This is a genomic window from Streptomyces sp. PL-29, from assembly GCF_058344425.1.
This window is the reverse complement of record NZ_CP136996.1, coordinates 3488393-3507695: the sequence shown is the minus strand read 5'-3', so window position 1 is coordinate 3507695 and position 19303 is coordinate 3488393. Positions and strand designations below refer to the sequence as shown.

Sequence of the window (19303 nt, the reverse complement as noted above, 5' to 3'; positions counted from 1 at the left end):
CGCCACCGTCGTCACGCCTGGTCCTCGGCTTCCAGCTCGGCACGGAGCATCTCCGCCTGCTCGCGCAGGCGGCCGGTCTGCTCCGCGTAGACGTGCGCGAACAGGTCCATCGGGTCCACCACCGGATCGGCGTTCATCCCGTCGCGCAGGGACGCCGCCATCGCCTCGGCCTCGTCGCGCGCGGCCGTGATGCCCGCCTCGTCGAGGATCCCGCGCGCGGTCAGCTCGCGCTCCAGCAGGTCGATCGGGTCGTGCGCCTTCCACGCCTCGACCTCGGCGTCACCGCGGTAGCGCGTCGCGTCGTCGGCGTTGGTGTGCGCCTCCATGCGGTAGGTGACGGCCTCGATCAGGGTCGGGCCGCCGCCGGCCCGGGCCCGCCGGACGGCCTCGGCCAGCACCTCGTGCATCGCCGCGATGTCGTTGCCGTCGACCAGCCGACCCGGGATGCCGTACCCGACGCCCTTGTGGGCCAGCGTCGGGGCGGCGGTCTGCTTGGCGAGCGGGACGGAGATCGCGAAGCCGTTGTTCTGCACGAGGAAGACCACCGGGGCCTGCCAGACGGCGGCGAAGTTCAGCGCCTCGTGGAAGTCGCCCTCACTGGTGCCGCCGTCACCGACCATGGCGAGTGCGACGACGTCGTCGCCGCGCAGCCGCGCCGCGTGCGCCAGGCCCACCGCGTGCGGCAGCTGGGTGGCGAGCGGGGTCGAGAGCGGGGCTATCCGGTGCTCACGCGGGTCGTAGCCGGTGTGCCAATCGCCGCGCAGCAGGGTGAGCGCCTGTACGGGGTCCAGTCCGCGCGCCACTGCCGCCAGGGTGTCGCGGTAGCTCGGGAAGAGCCAGTCCTGCTCCTCAAGGACCATGGCCGCCGCGATCTCGCAGGCCTCCTGGCCGACAGTGGAGGGGTAGACGGCGAGCCGGCCCTGCTTGGTGAGCGCCGTGGCCTGGGCGTTGTAGCGACGTCCGCGCACCAGTTCGGCGTAGCACCGCAGCATCAGCGCGGGGTCGAGCCGGTCGGCCGCCTCGGTGCCCAGCACCCGGTAGGGCTCGGCGTCCGGGAGCAGCGGCGCGGCGTCCGTGCGGGGCCTCCAGGCGGGCGGCGGGGTGGAACGGTGGGACGCACCGGCACCGGGCAGCTCTTGGACCGTCATGGCGGCGTACACCTCCTCGTGGGAAGCGGGCAGGGGGTGCCCCGGGTGTGAGGCCCCTCACCTACCGATTGTTCGGTTGTCCGCGCAATTTGGCTACATGCGACTCCAGGCTGTGGACAAACTGGCGCCGGGGACCTGGGATGGACGCAGGACGTCCAGGAGAGGGAGGCATCGGGCCATGCCAGATGAACAAATGGCCGCAGCGGGTTCCGCACCGGTCCCACCGGGTGCCGCACCGGGAGCCCCCGCGGTCCCGCCCGTCGCACCGCGCCCCCTGGACCCGATCGACCGGTCGATCATGCGGCTGCTCCAGGCGGACGGCCGGGCGTCCGTGCGGTCGGTGGCCGAGCAGGTGCACGTCTCGCGCGCGAACGCGTACGCGCGGATCAACCGGCTCATCGACGACGGGGTGATCCGCGGGTTCACGGCCCGCGTCAACCACGAGCGGGCGGGCCAGGGCGCCTCGGCCTACATCACCCTGAAGATCGTCCAGAACTCCTGGCGCACGGTCCGCGAGCAGCTGCGCGAACTCCCCGGCGCCGCGCACATCGCCCTGGTCAGCGGAGACTTCGACGTGCTGCTCCTGGTGCACACCCCGGACAACCGGACCCTGCGTGAACTGGTCCTCACCCGCCTGCAGGCCATCCCGGAAGTCCTCTCCACGCGCACCCTGCTGGTCTTCGAGGAGACGGACCTGCTCGACCCGGGCCCCGGCCCGGCCGGGGGCCCCGCGATCGCGGAGGAGTAGGCCCTACGGGTGAGCGGGGTGCCCGGTGACGCGACGGCGCCCCGGGGAGCCCGTGCGGACCGTCCCGGGGCGCCGGCACCGCGCCCGGCGCTCGGTGGGCCGGTGTCGGGTCAGCGGGCCGTGCGCAGGCCGTCGAAGGCCATGTGGACGACGGCGTCGGCCAGTTGCCCGGGACCCGTGCCCGAGTGCGGCCGGTACCACTCGACCAACGAGTTCACCATGCCGAACAGGAGTCGGGTGGCGAGCCGGATGTCCACGTCCGCCCGCAGGTCGCCGTCCTCGGCGGCGGCCTTGAGCAGGTCCGCGACCTGGTGGTCGAACTCGCGGCGGCGCTCCAGTGCCCAGCGCTCGGTGCGGGTGTTGCCCCGCACCCGCAGCAGCAGCGTCACGTAGGGCAGCTCGGACACCAGGACCTCGACGGTGCGTCGCGTGACGTACTCGACGCGTTCGACGGCCCGGCCGCGGGTCGCCCCCGGCTCCTCCAGCACCGCGAAGAGACCGTCGAGGGCGCGGCTGACCGCCCGCCGCAGGAGCTCCTCCTTGCCCGTGACGTGGTGGTAGATCGAGGACTTCGAGATGCCGGCCGCCTTGGAGAGGTGCTCCATCGAGGTGCCGTCGTAGCCGCGCTCGTTGAAGACCTGGACGGCCACGGACAGCAGGGTCTCGGGGGTGTAGGTGTCACGTTTGGCCGTGGTCACCGCGCGCCCTCCTGGTCGCCCGCCGCGTATCCCAGCTTGAACAGCGCCAGCGAGGGCGCGTACCGGCCGCCGGGGCAGCGCTCGTCGAGGTGGTGCAGCAGGTCGTAGGCCCAGTCCGGGCCGAGTCGGCCGTGCCATTCGGAAGGGCCCAGCGGGTAGTTGACGCCGAGCCGCATCGCGGTGTCGATGTCCTCGGCGGAGGCCACGCCGCGGGCGACGGCGTCGGCGGTGAGGTCGATCAGCATGGCGACGGTCCGGGCGACGATCATGCCGGGGACGTCACCGATCACGGAGACCTGCTTGCCCAGCTTCTGGAAGAGGCCGATCGCCTCGGCGAGGGTGCGCTCGCTGGTGTCCGCGCTGGCGGACAGGGCGATCCGGGTGGCGCCCCGGTAGTCGAGCGCGAGGTCGAAGTAGACGACGTCCGTGAACTCGACGGAGGTCTTGCCGTCGGCGAGGACCAGCTGGCCCTCGCCGGGCAACTGGAGGTACGGGCCGCCGTGCTCGGTGGCCGTGACCGCGATCCCGGCCTCCTCCAGCAGGTCGGCGAGCTCGGCGGCCGGACCGAGGTCACCGACGACGGTCACCTTGTCCGGGGCCTCCTCGGGCCCGGCGGTGTGCGGCTGAGCGACGGGCGCGTCCGGGCCGTACGGGTACCAGCCGTGCCCCGACTTGCGGCCCAGCCGGCCCGACTGCACCAGCCGCCGCTGCGCCAGGGACGGCGTGAACTTGGGGCTGCGGAAGAAGGACTCCCACACCGAGCGGGTCACGGCCTCGTTGACGTCCTGGCCGATCAGGTCGGTCAGGGCGAAGGGGCCCATCTTGAAGCCGCCGCTCTCGCGGAGCACGGCGTCGATGGTGGCCGGGTCGGCGCCCTGCTCCTCGTACACCGCGAAGGCCTCGGCGTAGAAGGGGCGGGCGATCCGGTTGACGATGAAACCCGGGGTGTCGGCGCACCGGACGGGCGTCTTCCCCCAGCCGAGGACCGTACGGTGGGCGCGCTCGGCGGCATCCGGGTCGGTCGCGGAGCCACTGACCACCTCGACGAGCGGGAGCAGCGGGGCCGGGTTGAAGAAGTGCAGGCCGAGGAAGCGGCCGGGGTGCGCGAGCCCGGCGGCGAGCTCGGTGACGGAGAGGGAGGAGGTGTTCGTGGCGAGCAGCGCGTCCGGCCCGACCACCTCTTCGAGGGCGGCGAAGAGCGTCTGCTTGATCCCGACGTTCTCCACGACCGCCTCGATGACGAGGGCGGCCCCAGCGAGGTCCGCGAGGGCGCCCGCGGCCGTGATCCGGCCAACCGTCTCCTCGGCCTCGGCCGGAGCCAGACGGCCCTTCGCGGCCATCCGCTCGACACGGTCCTGCACCATGCCGACGCCGTCGGCGGCGAGTGCGGCGTCGATGTCGTAGATCAGCACGCGGTGACCTGCGAGAAGGGCGACCTGGGCGATGCCCTGGCCCATGGTGCCCGCGCCGACGACCGCCACAGTGCGGGACCGCTCGATTGCTGTCATGTCCTGATCCTCCCGCACCGACTTGTCCACAGGTCCGCCGGGCCCTCTTGTCCCGACCGATCGTTCGGTTACTCTAACTCCAGTCTGCTCTCCTTCGCCCGGCTCAACGAGGAGTTGGTCCCTGATGGCCGCCGAGCTCACCGTCCCCCAGCTGTCCGCCAAGCACCGGCCCACCTTGGACCAGGCCCTGTCGGCGATCCGCAGCCGTGCCTACTGGTCCCCGCATCCCGAGCACCCCAAGGCGTACGGCGAGACCGCCCCGGCCGACGGGCTCGCCGCCTTCGAGGCGCTCCGCGGTACCCGTATCGACCTCGGCCAGCCCGGCACCGACGGCTGGACGGGCGCCGAAAAGTCCCCGTACGGCCCGGAGCTGGGCGTGGAGTACCCGCATGTGGACCCGGACGTGCTGCTGCCCGCGATGAAGGCCGGCATGGCCGCCTGGCGCGACGCCGGGCCGGAGGCGCGCGCCCTGGTCTGCATCGAGATCCTGGCCCGCATCTCGGCCCGCACCCACGAGTTCGCGCACGCGGTCATGCACACCAGCGGCCAGGCCTTCATGATGGCCTTCCAGGCGGGCGGCCCCCACGCGCAGGACCGCGGCCTGGAGGCCGTGGCCTACGCCTACGAGGAGCAGACCCGCGTCCCGGGGCAGGCCGACTGGTCGAAGCCGCAGGGCAAGAAGGACCCGCTGGAGCTCGGCAAGACCTTCACCGCGGTCCCGCGGGGCATCGCCCTCATGATCGGCTGCAACACCTTCCCGACCTGGAACGGCTACCCGGGCCTGTTCGCCTCGCTGGCCACCGGCAACCCGGTGCTGGTCAAGCCGCACCCGCGGGCCGTCCTGCCGCTCGCCCTGACCGTGCAGGTCGCGCGGGAGGTCCTCGCCGAGACCGGCTTCGACCCGAACCTGGTCGCGCTCGCGGTCGAGCGTCCGGGCGAGGGCATCGCCAAGGACCTCGCCGTCCGCCCCGAGATCAAGCTGATCGACTACACCGGCTCCACTGAATTCGGAGACTGGCTGGAGGCCAACGCCCGGCAGGCGCAGGTCTACACGGAGAAGGCGGGCGTCAACACCGTCGTCCTGGACTCCACCGACAACTACAAGGGGATGCTGGCCAACCTGGCCTTCTCCCTGTCGCTCTACAGCGGCCAGATGTGCACCACCCCGCAGAACCTGCTGATCCCGCGTGACGGCATCGCCACGGACGCCGGCCACAAGTCCTACGACGAGGTCGTCGCCGACCTCGCGGCCTCGGTCGGCGGCCTGCTGGGCGACGACGCCCGGGCCAATGCGCTGCTGGGCGCGCTGGTCAACCCGGACGTCAAGGCCCGCCTGGAGGCGGCGGCCGGGCTCGGCGAGGTCGCGCTGGCCTCCCGCGAAGTCACCAACCCCGAGTTCCCCGACGCGGTCGTCCGTACGCCGGTGATGGTCAAGTTGGACGCCGCCAAGCCGGACCCGGAGGCGCCGTTCCTCTCGGAGTGCTTCGGCCCGGTCTCCTTCGCGGTGGCCGTGGACTCCACCGCGGACGGGCTGGAGCTGCTGCGCCGGACCGTGCGCGAGAAGGGCGCCATGACCGTAGGCGCCTACACCACCTCCGCGGACACCGAGCGGGCCGTCGAGGAGGTCTGCCTGGAGGAGTCCGCGCAGCTCTCCCTGAACCTGACCGGCGGGGTCTACGTCAACCAGACGGCGGCCTTCTCCGACTTCCACGGCTCCGGTGGCAACCCCGCGGCCAACGCCGCGCTGTGCGACGGCGCCTTCGTCTCGAACCGCTTCCGCGTGGTGGAGGTCCGCCGCCAGGCGTAGTCGCCGTGCGTGGCCGCCGGGCGTCGTCACCCGGCGGCGTCCGCGCGAGCCGTCCGCGCAGGACGTCAAGACCACGTCGGCCGGGGCCGGGCCGTCACGGCGCAACCGCTAAGGCGTGGCGCCGTCCTGTCCGGGGGCGACCGCCCGGGGGCCGCCCCAGTGGAAGAGGGCCATGGCCACGCTGGTGGCGAGGTTGTAGCTGGAGACCTGGGGGCGCATCGGCAGCGACACCAGGTGGTCGGCCCGCGCGCGCAGCTCGGGAGAGATCCCGTGCCGCTCCGAGCCGAAGGCCAGCAGTGCGTCGTCCGGGAGGGTGAGGCCGCGGATGTCCTCGCCCTCCGGGTCGAGCGCGTAGAGCGGCCCCGGCGGCAGTTCTTCCAGCGCGAGGCGCTCGACGGTGGTGGCGTAGTGCAGCCCGGCCCCGGCCCGGACCACGTTCGGGTGCCAGGGGTCGAGGTCGCCGCGGGTCACCACGCCGGTGGCGCCGAAGCCGGCCGCGAGGCGGACGACGGCTCCGACGTTGCCGAGGTTGCGGGGGTTGTCGAGGACGACGACGGGCGCGGGCCTGGGCAGCCGGCCGAGGTCCGCCAGGCCCGCCGCCCGGTCGGGCCGTACCGCCAGCGCTGCGACGCCGGTGGGGTGGACGCGGGGCAGCAGATCCCTGAGCACGGCCGGCCGCGCCAGGCGGACCACGTCGGCCTCGACGTCGGGAGCCAGTTCGTGGGCCAGTTCCCGTACGGCGCCGGGGTCGTCGGCGACCACCCTGCGCACATCGGCCCCGAAGCGCAGCGCGTGCTTCAGCGCGTGGAACCCGTCGAGGAGCACCAGGCCCTCTCGCCCGGCGTCCTCCCGCCACTGCCGCACCGTCTCGTCCGCACCTGCCCACTCGTCCATCCCCCGACCCTACGGCCCGCGACGCCCGGTCCCGGCCCCGCCGGGGTCCGGGGTGCGGGGGCCGGTGCACGGAGGCGGTGCCGCACGGCACGCTCAGCGCGGCGCCGCACCAGCTTCCGGCTCCGGCTCAGCCCGCGGCTCCGGCTCGGCGCGGGCTCCCGGCACCGCACCGGGCGGGCGGACCCCGAGGCCGCGCCCGGCAGCGCGGCTCCGGGAGGCAACCCGCGCGCCGAGCCACACCAGGAACCCGGTCGGCAGGAAGACGGCATCGGCGGCGATCATCGCCAGCGAGAAGAACGGCAGCCCCAGCAGCACCGCGATCCCCGCGTGCTCCACCATCATCACGGCCAGCAGCACGTTCTTGATCCGCCGGTTGAAGAGCGTGAACGGAAAGGCCACCTGTACCGCCACCGTGCCGTACGACAGCAGCATCACCAGCGTCCCGCTGCCCGCCAGCAGCTCGGACAGCGCAGGCCAGGGAGTGAAGTAGTCCAGCCCCAGGGGGTAGTAGAGCGCCGTCCCGTCCTGCCACCGCGAGCCCTGGATCTTGTACCAGCCGGCGGTCGCGTAGATCAGGCAGACCTCCGCCATGATCACCACCATGGTGGCGTTGTGCACGAGGTTCGCCAGGACGTCCAGGACCGCCCGCCCCTCGCCCCCGGGCAGGTATCGGTCGGCCAGCCACCACAGACCGCAGCACACCCACAGCGCGGCGAACGCTGCGAGCCAGCCGTCGCTGAACCGCCCGGCGGCCGCCCCGTAGCCGAAGACCGCCCCGAGCGCCCCCCACAGCAGGGGCCCGGCCGCTCCCGCCGTCGCGGTGCCCCGCCTGCGCGCCCGGCGGGCGTCCAGCGACCACACCTGCGCGCACCGGGTGAGCACCAGGTAGATCGCGACCAGGTGGATGACGTTGTCCCCGCCGTCCCCCATGAACACGCTGCGGTTCTGCAGGGACAACACGCCGATCATGAACACCACGGACGTCGCCCGGGTCCGCCAGCCCAGCAGCAGGCCGGCGCTCGCCAGCACGGCCACGGCGTAGACGGTCTCGAACCACAGGGCCGACCCGGACCACGTCAGGACGGTGAACGCGCCGTTGGAGTCGATCAGCCGCTGTGCCAGCTCCTGGCTCCACGGCCCGTCCGGACCGTAGAGCTCGGCGCGGTGGGGGAACTCTCGCAGCAGGAAGAAGAGCCAGGTGCCGGCGAAGCCGATGCGCACGACGGCGCTCTGGTAGGGGCCCAGTGCCTGCCCGCTGACCGCGGCGACGGCCCGGGCCAGCGCGGCGCGGACCCGTCTCACACCTTCCACCACGGCAGCTCCCGGTAGTAGGTCTGGGTGTCGGTGGTCTCGGTGCTCCACTTCGGCGCCGGCACGGCGGTCGTTGCCGAGCGCAGCTGGATCCGCAGGATGCGCCCGCCCGCGTGGTGCGGGGCGATCCGGTTCACGGTGATCCGCCGCAGGTACTCCTCGGAGAGCTCGCCACGCTCGCCGACGGGCTGTTCGTTCTCGTCGTGGGAGCCCGTGTAGAAGTCCCAGGCCCGGCGCAGCTCGTTCTGGGCCGTGTGGCTCGGCAGCAGGCTGTGCCGGATCGCGGCGGCGTCCTCGGCGCTCAGGTCCCGCCATCCGGTGGTGATCAGCTCGTCGCCGGCGGTCCGCACCTCGGCGCGCGCCTCCACGGCGATGTTCTGTTGGAGCGGGTTGGGCGCGAAGAGCTTCCAGTTCTGTTCGAATTCGGGGTAAATCCAGCCGTCGACCGTCCGGGCGTGCTGCTTGCTCAGCGTGTTGGAGGGGGCCACGTGCAGGAAGACCAGCGCGAGGTGCGTGCACGCGGCAAGACCGGCGGCGCCCAGCGCCAGGGCGGTCACGACCCGATACGGGGTGGACAGACCGGCGATTCCGGGCGGCCTCGGGAGTGGCGGAGCGGCCTCTTCGGCGAGCTCGTGCCCGTTCGAATCCATCCCGCCCCGATCGTCCGGCGTCCACAGGGTTGACCACAGAGGTTGACACCCTACGGGCCGCAGTCTCACCATTGAAGCGACAGAACCGAACGATCGGTCGGTCGGGCGGACGGCAGACTCTCACAAGGGGCCGTACATGGTGGCAGTGACCCCGGAGACGGGCCCGGACACGGCCCTGGGGACAGACGGGACGGGCGGAACGGGCATGACGGCTGACCTGGGCGCACAGCTCGCGGCTGCGTTCGATGCCGCGGTGGCGGCGGACGAGCGCGTGGAGCCGCGCGACTGGATGCCCGAGCAGTACCGCGCCTCCCTGGTCCGGCAGATGGCGCAGCACGCCCACTCGGAGATCATCGGCATGCAGCCCGAGGCGAACTGGATCACCCGTGCGCCCTCGCTGCGCCGCAAGGCGATCCTGATGGCCAAGGTGCAGGACGAGGCGGGTCACGGCCTGTACCTCTACAGCGCGGCCGAGACCCTCGGCACCAGCCGCGACGAGCTCCTCGACAAGCTCCACTCGGGGAAGCAGAAGTACTCCTCGATCTTCAACTACCCCACCCTGACCTGGGCGGACGTCGGCGCCATCGGCTGGCTCGTGGACGGCGCGGCGATCACCAACCAGGTGCCGATCTGCCGCTGCTCCTACGGCCCCTACGCCCGCGCCATGGTACGGATCTGCAAGGAGGAGTCCTTCCACCAGCGGCAGGGCTTCGAGCTCCTCATGGCCCTCTCCCAGGGCACTGAGGCCCAGCACGCCATGGCGCAGGACGCGGTCGACCGGTGGTGGTGGCCTTCGCTGATGATGTTCGGCCCGCCGGATGACGAGTCGGCGCACTCGGCGCAGTCCATGGCCTGGCGCATCAAGCGCCACTCGAACGACGAGCTGCGCCAGCGGTTCGTGGACATCGCCGTCCCTCAGGCCGAGTCCCTCGGCCTGACCCTGCCCGACCCGGACCTGAAGTGGAACGAGGAGCGCGGCCACCACGACTTCGGCGCCATCGACTGGGCTGAGTTCTGGGACGTGCTCAAGGGCAACGGCCCCTGCAACGAGCAGCGGATCGGCCAGCGGCGCCGGGCCCACGAGGAAGGCGCCTGGGTGCGCGACGCGGCCGCCGCGTACGCGGGGAAGCAGGCGGCACAGCAATCGGCGAAGTCCGCCGGACAGGAAGAGGAGGCACGGGTATGACGCAGAACTGGCCCCTGTGGGAGGTGTTCGTGCGCTCACGCCGCGGCCTCTCGCACACGCACGCGGGAAGCCTGCACGCCCCCGACGCGGAGATGGCCCTGCGCAACGCCCGCGACCTCTACACCCGGCGCAACGAGGGCATCTCGATCTGGGTGGTCCCCTCCACCGCGATCACCGCTTCCTCGCCGGACGAGCGGGACCCCTTCTTCGCACCGTCCGCCGACAAGCCGTACCGGCACCCCACCTTCTACGACATCCCGGAGGGAGTGAGCCACCTGTGACCGGCACCGACACCGCCACCGTCAACGCGGCGGCCCTCGCCCTCGGCGACGACGCACTGATCCTCTCCCACCGCCTCGGCGAATGGGCGGGACACGCCCCCGTCCTGGAGGAGGAGGTCGCCCTCGCCAACATCGCGCTCGACCTGCTCGGCCAGGCCCGCGTCCTGCTCTCCATGGTCGGAGACGAGGACGAGCTGGCCTTCCTGCGCGAGGAGCGGTCCTTCCGCAACCTCCAGCTGGTCGAGCAGCCGAACGGCGACTTCGCCCACACCATCGCCCGCCAGCTCTACTTCTCCGTCCACCAGCACGAGCTCTACGCGGAACTCGCCCGCGGGGACGGCCCGTTCGCACCGCTCGCGGCCAAGGCCGTCAAGGAGACGGCGTATCACCGCGACCACGCCGAGCAGTGGACGCTGCGGCTCGGCGACGGCACCGAGGAGAGCGGCGCCCGCATGCAGGCCGCGCTGACGGCCCTGTGGAAGTACACCGGGGAGCTCTTCCAGCCGGTGGAGGGACTCGACGGTGTGGACTGGGCCGCCCTGGAGGAGCGGTGGCTGGCCGCGCTGGCCGACGTCGTCGGGCGGGCCGGGCTGACCCTGCCCGAAGGGCCGCGCACCGGGGCCTGGGCAGCCGGAGCCGGCCGCCAGGGCCTGCACACCGAGTCCTTCGGCCGGATGCTGGCCGAGATGCAGCACCTGCACCGCAGCCATCCGGGGGCGTCATGGTGACCGCCGACGTCACGACGACCCGGCTGGAGGCGGAGCTGGCCGAGCTGGCCGGATCCGTCCCGGACCCCGAGCTGCCGGTGCTCACCCTCGGCGAGCTCGGCGTGGTGCGCGGGGTACGGGTGCACGAGGACGGCCACGCCGAGGTCACCCTCACCCCGACCTACACCGGCTGCCCCGCGATCGAGGCCATGTCCGCTGACATCGAACGGGTCTTGAGCGGCCACGGCATCCCCGAGGTGCGGGTGACCACCGTGCTGGCGCCTGCCTGGTCCACGGACGACATCAGTGCCGAGGGCCGCCGCAAGCTGGCCGAGTTCGGCATCGCCCCGCCCCGGCCGCACGCGGCCGGCGGTCCCGTCCCGGTGACGCTGTCCGTCCGCTGCCCGAACTGCGGATCGACCGAGACGGAGCTGCTGAGCCGCTTCTCCTCCACCGCGTGCAAGGCGCTGCGCCGCTGCACCGCCTGCCGCGAACCGTTCGACCACTTCAAGGAGCTGTAGATGGCCGCCCCCCGCCACGGCGCGTTCCACCCGCTGACGGTGGCGGAAGTCGACCGGCTCACCGACGACTCGGTGGCGCTGACCCTGCGCGTTCCCCATGAGCTGCGCGAGGACTACCGGCACGCCCCCGGCCAGCACCTGACACTGCGCCGCACCGCCCGCGAGGGCGGCACCGAGGTCCGCCGCACCTACTCGATCTGCTCGCCCGCGCCTGCGGCCGACGGACCGGGCCCCGCCCTGCTGCGGGTCGGCGTGCGGCTGGTGGAGGGAGGCGAGTTCTCCACCTTCGCGCACAAGGAGATCGCGGCCGGTGACGTGCTGGACGTCATGGTCCCGGCCGGGCGCTTCGTGCTGGACCCCGCCACGGCCCCCGCCTCCGGGCACTACGCCGCGATCGTCGGCGGGAGCGGGATCACCCCCGTCCTGTCCATCGCGGCGAGCCTGCTGGCCGCGCGGGCCGACGCCCGCTTCTGCCTCGTGCGCAGCGACCGTACGGCCGCCTCCACGATGTTCCTGGAGGAGGTCGCCGACCTCAAGGACCGCTACCCGTCGCGGTTCCAGCTGGTCACCGTCCTCTCCCGGGAGGAGCAGGAGGCGGGTCTGCCCTCCGGCCGGCTGGACGAGGAGCGGCTGTCCTCCCTGCTGCCCGCGCTGCTGCCGGTGGCGGAGGTCACGGGCTGGTTCCTGTGCGGGCCCTACGGCCTGGTGCAGGGGGCGGAGCGCGCGCTGGGCTCGCTCGGCGTCGCCCGCACCCGGGTCCACGAGGAGATCTTCCACGTCGAGGACAGCACCCCCGCACCGGCCCGCACGGCGGCGTCGGCGGCGGCCGCGCACAGCCGGGTCACCGCACGGCTCGACGGCCGCTCCGGCACCTGGCCCGTCCAGGACGGCGAGTCGCTGCTGGACGCGGTGCTCCGCAACCGTGCGGACGCCCCGTACGCCTGCAAGGGCGGCGTGTGCGGCACCTGCCGGGCGTTCGTGGTGTCGGGCGAGGTCCGGATGGACCGCAACTTCGCCCTGGAGGCCGAGGAGACCGACGCCGGTTTCGTCCTGGCCTGCCAGTCGCACCCGGTCACCGAGGAAGTGGAGATCGACTTCGACCGCTGAGGGATGCCCCTCGACGCCGAGGGGTACCCCCGAGCCCGCCGACCACACGACCGCCCTGCCGCCCTCCCTGTCCATTTCCAGGAACGTGTTCTATCTTGACGCCCCGTCAGGAAAGAACGGGAGGACAGGCAGTGGACTTCACCTTCACCGAGGAGCAGCGCGCCGTCGTCGAGGCGGCCCGGGCCGCGTTCGCGGATGTCGCGCCCGACAGCGTGCCCAGCCCCGCCCTCACCCCGGGCTCCGTCGCCGACGACTTCGACCGTCCGCTGTGGGCCAGGCTCGCCGGCTCCGACCTGCTCGGCCTCGTCCTCGCCGAGGAGCACGGGGGCGCGGGCCTGGACGCCATCGCCCTGTGTCTCGTGCTGCGCGAGGCCGCCCGGGTACTGGCCCGGGTCCCGCTCCTGGAGCACTGCGCCACCGCCATGGCCGTCCAGGCCCACGGCAGCCCCGAACTGACCGCCGCCCTGCTGCCCGGCGCCGGGCGTGGCACGCTGGTCCTCACCGCGGCCGCACACGGCCGCTCCGGCCATGATCCGGCCGAACTCGCCGTCACCGCACGGCCCGACGGCGATGCCTGGCTCCTGGAGGGCACCCAGACCGCCGTCCCCTGGGCGCACACCGCCGACTGGATCGCCGTACCGGCCCACACCGGTGAGGGCGAGGCCGTCCTCGCGGTGATCCCGCGCACCGCCGGGGGACTCGCCCTCGCCGAGCAGGTCTCCACCAGCGGGGAGCGGTTCGCCGAACTCGCCCTGGATGGCGTCCGGGTGGAGCCGACCCACTTGATCGACGATCCGCAGGCCTGGGAGCGGCTCCGCCAGCTCCTCACCACCGGCACCTGCGCCCTGGCCCTCGGGCTGGGCGAGCGCGTCCTCGGCATGACGAGCCAATACACCGGAAAGCGCGAGCAGTTCGGTTTCCCGGTGGCCACCTTCCAGGCGGTCGCCGTCCAGGCCGCCGACCGCTACATCGACCTGCGCGCCATGGAGGTCACCCTGTGGCAGGCCGCCTGGCGGCTCGATGCCGCCACGGGCGCCGCCGGCGGTCCGCTGCCGAGCGCAGGTGACGTGGCGGTCGCCAAGATCTGGGCCTCGGAGGGCGTGCGCAGGGTCGTCCAGACGGCCCAGCACCTGCACGGCGGCTTCGGAGCCGACACCGACTACCCGCTGCACCGCTATCACGCCTGGGCCAAGCAGCTGGAGCTCCAGCTGGGCCCGGCTGCCGCACACGAGGAGGCCCTCGGCGATCTGCTCGCCGCATACCCCCTCGCCTGAAACCCCGGCCCCGGACTCCCGCCCGGCTCCCGCGCGGGTCTCAGAGAACGAAGGCCGGGCTTCCGCTGTCCGTCACCAGCGGGCGCCCGGCACCGTCCCAGGCCTGCATCCCGCCGTCGACGTTCACGGCGTCGATGTCCTGACGCACCAGATACTGGGTCACCTGCGCGGAACGCCCGCCGACCCGGCACATCACGTACACGCGGCGGCCGTCCTCGACGGCCTCCGTCAACTCGCCGAAGCGGGCCACGAAGTCGCTCATCGGGATGTGCAGAGCGCCCTCGACGTGCCCGGCCGCCCATTCGTCGTCCTCACGGACGTCGAGGACAAAGCCTTCGGAGGGCACCGCGGCGGCATCCACCGAGGGAAGCGGTCCGAAGTTCATAACTGTCGCCTTCTCTCTTCACCGGTCTGCTGCCAACCTATCCGACCCGCGGCCCCGGCCACGTCCGTGCGGCGAGCCCAGCCCTCACCCGGCGGCGCGTTCGGCCGCCAGCTGTGCCTCGCGCTCCGAGACCTGCGCCAGCAGCTGCTCCGCGATCTCCTCCAGCAACCGGTCCGGGTCGTCGGGAGCCATGCGCAGCATCGACCCGATCGCGCTCTCCTCCAGTTCCTTCGCCACGAGCGACAGCAGTTCCTTGCGGCGCGCCAGCCACTCCAGCCGGGCGTACAGCTCCTCGCTCTCGCCGGGCGCGGCCGCCTCGGGCGCCGGCCCGGCCGCCCACTCCTCGGCCAGCTCGCGCAGCAGCCCTTCGTCGCTCCGGCCGTACGCGGCGTTGACCCGCGCGATGAAGGCGTCGCGGCGCTCCCGCTCCCCCTCCTCCTGGGCCAGGTCGGGATGGGCCTGGCGGACCAGCTCGCGGTAGAGGCGGCGGACCTCCTCGGAGGGCCGCACCCGCTCCGGCGGCCGCACGGGCCGGTCGGTGAGCATGGCAGCTGCATCGTCGGAGATGCCCTCGGATCCCATCCAGTCGTGGAACAGCTCGTCCACCCCGGGCATCGGCATGACCAGCGAGCGCGCGTCCTGGGCCCGCCGGAGGTCCTCGGCATCACCGGTGCGCGCCGCCCTCGCCTCGGCGATCAGCGCGTCCAGCTCGTCGAGCCGGGTGTACATGGGGCCGAGCTTCTGGTGGTGCAGGCGGGAGAAGTTCTCCACCTCCACGCGGAAGGTCTCCACCGCGATCTCGAACTCGATCAGCGCCTGTTCGGCGGCCCGCACGGCCCGCTCCAGGCGCGCCTCGGGGCGCTCCTCGGCGCTCTCCCCACCGGTGGCGGAGGAGTCGCCGGATCCACCGGGGACTGTCTGCTCAGGCTGCTCGGTCTGCTCGCTCACCCGGCCAGGGTACGGCCCGTCCGCGCGGGCGATGTTTCACGTGAAACATCGCCCGTTGCGCAGCGTCCCGCGCGCCCTACACTCCGCTCTCCGCGGCGATCCGGCCGGTTCGCACCGCGGCGACCAGATCGGCGTGATCGGCCTCGGTCCGGTCGGCGTAGGCCACGGCGAAGTCCGCCATCGCCTCGTCCAGTTCCTCGTTCTTCCCGCAATACCCCGCCAGCAGCCGGGGATCGACGCTGTGCGCGTGCGCCCGGGCCAGCAGGGCACCGGTCATCCGCCCGTAGTCGTCGATCTGGTCGGGGGCCAGCGCCGCCGGGTCCACGCTGCCCTTGCGGTTGCGGAACTGACGGACCTGGTACGGGCGCCCCTCCACCGTGGTCCAGCCCAGCATGATGTCGGAGACCACCTGCATCCGCTTCTGCCCCGTCACCACCCGGCGGCCCTCGTGCGCCTCCGGGGGCGAGGTGAAGCCCAGTCCCGGCAGGTGCGGGAGCAACACCGAGGGCCGGGCCTCTTTCACCTGGAGGACCAGCGGCTCTCCCCGGTGGTCCAGCAGCAGGACCACGTAGGAGCGGGTGCCGACGCTCCCGGTGCCCACCACGCGGAAGGCCACGTCCTGGATCGCGTACCGGGCCAGCAGCGGCAGCCGGTCGCCCTGAAGGGTCTGCAGGTACGGACCGAGCGAGGCCGCCACGGCCGCCGCCTCCCCGTCCGTGACCCGGCGCAGCACGGGCAGCGCGTCGACAAAGCGGCGTCCGCCGTCCGGTCCTATCTCGGTCGACTTGGTGGCGAACCGCGCGGAGGTGTTCTTACGGGCCTTCTCCGATACCCGCTCCAGCGTGCCGAGCAGATCGTGCGCGTCGGCGTGCGAAACCAGTTCCTCGTCCGCGATGGCGTTCCACGCGTCGAGCGCGGGCAGCTTGGCCAACAGCCGCATGGTCCGCCGATAGGCGCCCACGGAGTCCAGCGCGGCCTCGCGGCAGGTCGTCTCGTCCGCCCCGGCCACCCGGCCGGCCAGCACCAGCGAGGCCGCCAGGCGCTTCACGTCCCACTCCCACGGACCGAACACGGTCTCGTCGAAGTCGTTCAGGTCGATCACGAGCCGGCCGCGCGCGTCCCCGTAGAGACCGAAGTTCGCCGCGTGCGCGTCGCCGCAGATCTGCGCCCCGACGCCCGTCACCGGACCGCCGGACAGGTCGTGCGCCATCAGCCCGGCCGCCCCGCGCAGGAACGCGAAGGGGTTCGCAGCCATCCGGCCGACCCGTATGGGCGTCAGCTCGGCCACCCGCCCCGCGTTGGACTCCTCCACCGCCCGCACCGCGTCCGGCCGCCCGGCCGGCATCGTGAAGCCCGCCTGCGCCGCCCGCGGCACGCGCGCCCGCAGCGCCTTGCCCGCCTCCTTCGGCGAGTCCGCCGCCCTGCGCGGCGCGAACCCCGCCACGTCCGGAATCCGCTGTCCCGCTGTCGCCGCCATCGGCGCCGCCCCCGCCCGTTCGTTCATGTGATCGCTTCGAGAACGGGCTGACCGTACCGACAGCCCGGCGTCCCTGGCCAGCGGCTACAGCCCGGCGTCCCTGGCCAGCAGGGCCGCCTGGACCCGGTTCTCGCAGCCCAGCTTCGCCAGGATCCGGCTCACGTACGTCTTCACGGTGGCCTCGCTCATGTGCAGGCGCCGACCTGCGTCCGCGTTGGACAGGCCTTCCCCGAGCAGCGCCAGCACGCACCGCTCCCGCTCGCTCAGCTCGGCGACCTGTCGGCGGGCCTCCGCACCCCGCGCGGCGGTTTTCCCGGACGCCAGCTGGTCCACCACATGCCGGGTGGCCCCGGGCGAGAGGTAGGCATCCCCCGCCGCGGCCGCCCGGACCGCCCCGATCAACTCACCCGGCGCCGAGTCCTTCAGCAGGAATCCCGCCCCGCCCTGGCCCAGCGCCCGCAGGACGTTCTCCTTCTCGCCGAAGGTGGTCAGGATCAGGGCCCGTACCTCCGGAACGGCCCGGCGCAGCTCGCCCAGCGCAGTCAGGCCGTCCATCACCGGCATCTGGATGTCGAGCAGCAGCACCTGGGGGGCGTGCGAGCGGGCCAGTTCCACGGCCTCCCGGCCGTTCGCCGCCTCCGCGACGACCTCGATGTCCGGCGCCGAGGTGAGGATCATCCTGATCCCGGCCCTGATCAGCGGCTCGTCGTCGGCGATCACCACTCTGATCACTTCGGCTGTCACACCGTGCTCCTACTGCTTGACCTCGTACGTCTGCTTGTCCACGAGCTTGCCGTCCTGGAAGCAGAACCGGAACACCAGGTCCGTGGTCAGCGACTTGGGCTCCTGATCGGCCAGCAGCACCAGGCACTGCGCGCCCTCCGGCCGGGGCGGCCCCTTCCGGTCAGCGCCCGCGGTCAGGAAGCTCTCGCCGCTCGGCAGCCGGTCGCGGACCGACGTCTCGCTCTCGCCCACGTGCACGGCGTCGTACTCGTCCCGGCTGATCATCGAGTCACTCGCCGTGTCTATCAGCATCACCATCGCGGCGACCAGCACGATCACCAGCACCACCACCGCCGCGAAGGCGATCCCGCAGCCCACCGCGACGGCGCCGGTGCGGCTGGGCACCCGTACGGCCAGCTCCCGGTCCACCGCCGCCCAGTCCATGGGCGGCTGCTCGCCGCGCCGCCCCCGGGCCTGGGGCTGCGTGCCCTTCCGCGCCTGCGCCCACTGTCCGAAGTCGTCGGCCACGTCCTGGGCGCCGGCCGGCTCAGCGCCGTAGGGCAGCACCCCGGCCACCCGGAAGCCGCCGCCCTCGGCGGGACCCGCGTGCACCATGCCGCCGACCAGCCGGGCCCGCTCTCGCAGCCCCGTCAGGCCCTGCCCACCCGACACCACGTCCTCGCCCGGCCCGGCTGACGGCCCGTTGGCGATCTCCACCACCAGCGAATCGTCCTCGTACCGCAGCTCCACCGTGATCGGCGCCCCCGGAGCATGCTTGTACGCGTTCGTCAGGGCCTCCTGCACGATCCTGTACGCGGCGTGGTCGCAGGCCGCGACCAGCGGCCTCGGCCGCCCCGCGGTGGTCAGCCGCACCTCGGTCCCGGCGCCCCGCGCCGCCTCGACGACGCCCGCGATCCCGGCCACCCCGCGGGCCGCGGGCTGGGCCTCGTCCACCGGCGCGGGCGCCTCCACGCCGTCGCGCAGGATGCCGACGACCTCGCGCAGTTCGTGCATCGCGGACACCGAGGCCTGCCGCAGTACGCCCACAGCGTCCCGCTGACGGTCAGTGAGCTCGGGATCGACCTCCAGCGCACCCGTGTGCACGGAGATCAAGGCCAGTTGGTGTCCGAGGCTGTCGTGCATGTCCTGGGCGATGCGCTGCCGTTCGCGCAGCCGCGCCTGCCCGGCGACCATGGCCCGCTCCCGCAGCAGCTGGCCGTTGCGCTCGTGCAGCGCCGCGAGCAGGGTGCGGCGCTGCGACCAGTACCGGCTGGCCAGCCCCGGCATCACCGTGACGGCCAGGAACATCAGCGTAGAGAACACGATCACCAGCAGTGGGCGCATCAGCGACCACTGGTCCAGGACACTGAGGGCGATCGACGCGACGAAGGCCAGTGTGAAGGCGCCCAGCGCCCGGCCCACGCCGACGATCCGCCGCCCGGCCGACCAGCCCAGCAGCGGAAGGACGAAGACCAGCCCCGGGAGGACGGCGCTGAGCGCCGACCCCGCCACGAGCGTCGCCGCCGGCAGCCGACGGCGCAGCAGGGCCAGCGCCAGCACGACGACGGCGCCCAGCAGCATCCGCTGCCCGGGGCCCTCGTCGAGTTCCTCGACGCCCAGTCCGAGGATGGCCAGCACACCGGCCAGGGCGAGGTCCCCCGCCAGCATCCGCCGTGTCCACGGCTCGGGGCCCCGCAGCCAGTCCCAGCCCGCACGTGTCTTCGCCATCGCATCCACGTGGCCGACCCTAGACATCCGCCGAGCGCCCCGGCCGTCCTCTTTCGTCTCGTCCGCCATGACGAAGGTCGGAAATCGGCGCCCGCGGCCGGGTCGGTACGCCCCCTCGGGAGGAGTCTTCGTGACCGACGCCACAGCCCGTGCCGTGAATCCCGAACGCTGAACCCGAACGCTGGATCCCGAACCCCGGCCG

Annotated in this window: 19 protein-coding genes; 8 read left to right on the top strand and 11 right to left on the bottom strand. The window is 72.9% G+C overall.

Annotation, left to right across the window (positions count from 1 at the left end; translation table 11 throughout):
- Positions 1-11: 11 nt before the first annotated feature.
- Positions 12-1148, bottom strand: coding sequence for a pyruvate dehydrogenase (acetyl-transferring) E1 component subunit alpha (pdhA, locus tag R4Z63_RS16080; protein WP_037921358.1), 1137 nt, complete (start codon positions 1146-1148; stop codon positions 12-14).
- Between the two features lie 178 nt (positions 1149-1326).
- On the opposite strand from pdhA, the gene R4Z63_RS16075 reads away from it, so the two are divergent.
- On the top strand, positions 1327-1896 hold the full coding sequence (locus R4Z63_RS16075; protein WP_370466495.1) for an Lrp/AsnC family transcriptional regulator: 570 nt from the start codon (positions 1327-1329) through the stop codon (positions 1894-1896).
- Positions 1897-2006: 110 nt separating this feature from the next.
- On the opposite strand, the gene R4Z63_RS16070 is transcribed toward R4Z63_RS16075, so the two are convergent.
- Positions 2007-2594, bottom strand: coding sequence for a TetR/AcrR family transcriptional regulator (locus tag R4Z63_RS16070; protein ID WP_037920540.1), 588 nt, complete (start codon positions 2592-2594; stop codon positions 2007-2009).
- The gene (locus tag R4Z63_RS16065; RefSeq protein WP_384448116.1) at positions 2591-4102 is read right to left on the bottom strand and encodes a 3-hydroxyacyl-CoA dehydrogenase; all 1512 of its coding nucleotides are present in this window, start codon (positions 4100-4102) and stop codon (positions 2591-2593) included. The genes R4Z63_RS16070 and R4Z63_RS16065 overlap by 4 nt, the downstream gene beginning before the upstream one ends.
- A 124-nt stretch (positions 4103-4226) precedes the next feature.
- Here R4Z63_RS16065 and paaN point away from each other — a divergent pair, with 124 nt between their 5' ends.
- Positions 4227-5909, top strand: a complete 1683-nt coding sequence (gene paaN / locus R4Z63_RS16060; protein WP_384448113.1) for a phenylacetic acid degradation protein PaaN — start codon at positions 4227-4229, stop codon at positions 5907-5909.
- A 108-nt stretch (positions 5910-6017) separates the two neighbouring features.
- Here the strand turns inward: paaN and R4Z63_RS16055 are convergent, their stop codons facing one another.
- From R4Z63_RS16055 to R4Z63_RS16045, 3 genes are all read right to left on the bottom strand, one after another.
- Entirely contained in the window at positions 6018-6803 is a 786-nt protein-coding gene (locus R4Z63_RS16055; protein WP_384448110.1) for a TrmH family RNA methyltransferase, read from the bottom strand.
- Between the two features lie 93 nt (positions 6804-6896).
- A complete protein-coding gene (locus R4Z63_RS16050; RefSeq protein WP_384448107.1) occupies positions 6897-8105 on the bottom strand; it encodes an HTTM domain-containing protein in 1209 nt (402 codons plus the stop codon).
- The gene (locus R4Z63_RS16045) at positions 8102-8764 is read right to left on the bottom strand and encodes a DUF5819 family protein (protein ID WP_384448104.1); all 663 of its coding nucleotides are present in this window, start codon (positions 8762-8764) and stop codon (positions 8102-8104) included. The genes R4Z63_RS16050 and R4Z63_RS16045 overlap by 4 nt, the downstream gene beginning before the upstream one ends.
- A 205-nt stretch (positions 8765-8969) precedes the next feature.
- Between R4Z63_RS16045 and paaA the strand changes: the two genes are divergently transcribed.
- The 6 genes from paaA to R4Z63_RS16015 all read left to right on the top strand — a co-directional run bounded on the left by paaA (position 8970) and on the right by R4Z63_RS16015 (position 13840).
- On the top strand, positions 8970-9950 hold the full coding sequence (gene paaA, locus R4Z63_RS16040; protein ID WP_384448102.1) for a 1,2-phenylacetyl-CoA epoxidase subunit PaaA: 981 nt from the start codon (positions 8970-8972) through the stop codon (positions 9948-9950).
- Positions 9947-10231 (top strand): 1,2-phenylacetyl-CoA epoxidase subunit PaaB, encoded by a 285-nt coding sequence (gene paaB / locus R4Z63_RS16035; protein WP_030026914.1) that lies wholly within the window; start codon positions 9947-9949, stop codon positions 10229-10231. Before paaA ends, paaB begins: the two co-directional genes overlap by 4 nt.
- Positions 10228-10959 carry a 1,2-phenylacetyl-CoA epoxidase subunit PaaC gene (paaC, locus tag R4Z63_RS16030; RefSeq protein WP_384448099.1) on the top strand — a complete coding sequence of 244 codons (732 nt, stop codon included), beginning with the start codon at positions 10228-10230 and terminating at the stop codon, positions 10957-10959. The genes paaB and paaC overlap by 4 nt, the downstream gene beginning before the upstream one ends.
- Positions 10953-11459, top strand: coding sequence for a 1,2-phenylacetyl-CoA epoxidase subunit PaaD (gene paaD, locus R4Z63_RS16025; protein WP_037920531.1), 507 nt, complete (start codon positions 10953-10955; stop codon positions 11457-11459). The genes paaC and paaD overlap by 7 nt, the downstream gene beginning before the upstream one ends.
- Positions 11460-12566: a 2Fe-2S iron-sulfur cluster-binding protein gene (locus R4Z63_RS16020; protein WP_384448096.1), complete on the top strand. Its 1107-nt coding sequence runs from the start codon at positions 11460-11462 to the stop codon at positions 12564-12566.
- A 131-nt stretch (positions 12567-12697) separates the two neighbouring features.
- A complete protein-coding gene (locus R4Z63_RS16015; RefSeq protein ID WP_384448093.1) occupies positions 12698-13840 on the top strand; it encodes an acyl-CoA dehydrogenase family protein in 1143 nt (380 codons plus the stop codon).
- A gap of 40 nt (positions 13841-13880) precedes the next feature.
- Here the strand turns inward: R4Z63_RS16015 and R4Z63_RS16010 are convergent, their stop codons facing one another.
- The 5 genes from R4Z63_RS16010 to R4Z63_RS15990 form a co-directional block, all read right to left on the bottom strand.
- Entirely contained in the window at positions 13881-14225 is a 345-nt protein-coding gene (locus tag R4Z63_RS16010; RefSeq protein WP_037920524.1) for a rhodanese-like domain-containing protein, read from the bottom strand.
- 84 nt (positions 14226-14309) lie between these two features.
- On the bottom strand, positions 14310-15173 hold the full coding sequence (locus R4Z63_RS16005) for a hypothetical protein (protein WP_384448090.1): 864 nt from the start codon (positions 15171-15173) through the stop codon (positions 14310-14312).
- 76 nt (positions 15174-15249) lie between these two features.
- A complete protein-coding gene (locus R4Z63_RS16000; RefSeq protein ID WP_384448087.1) occupies positions 15250-16677 on the bottom strand; it encodes a DUF2252 domain-containing protein in 1428 nt (475 codons plus the stop codon).
- 57 nt (positions 16678-16734) lie between these two features.
- Entirely contained in the window at positions 16735-17394 is a 660-nt protein-coding gene (locus R4Z63_RS15995) for a response regulator (protein WP_384448084.1), read from the bottom strand.
- A 9-nt stretch (positions 17395-17403) separates the two neighbouring features.
- Positions 17404-19101, bottom strand: a complete 1698-nt coding sequence (locus R4Z63_RS15990; RefSeq protein WP_384448081.1) for a sensor histidine kinase — start codon at positions 19099-19101, stop codon at positions 17404-17406.
- Between the last annotated feature and the right edge of the window lie 202 nt (positions 19102-19303).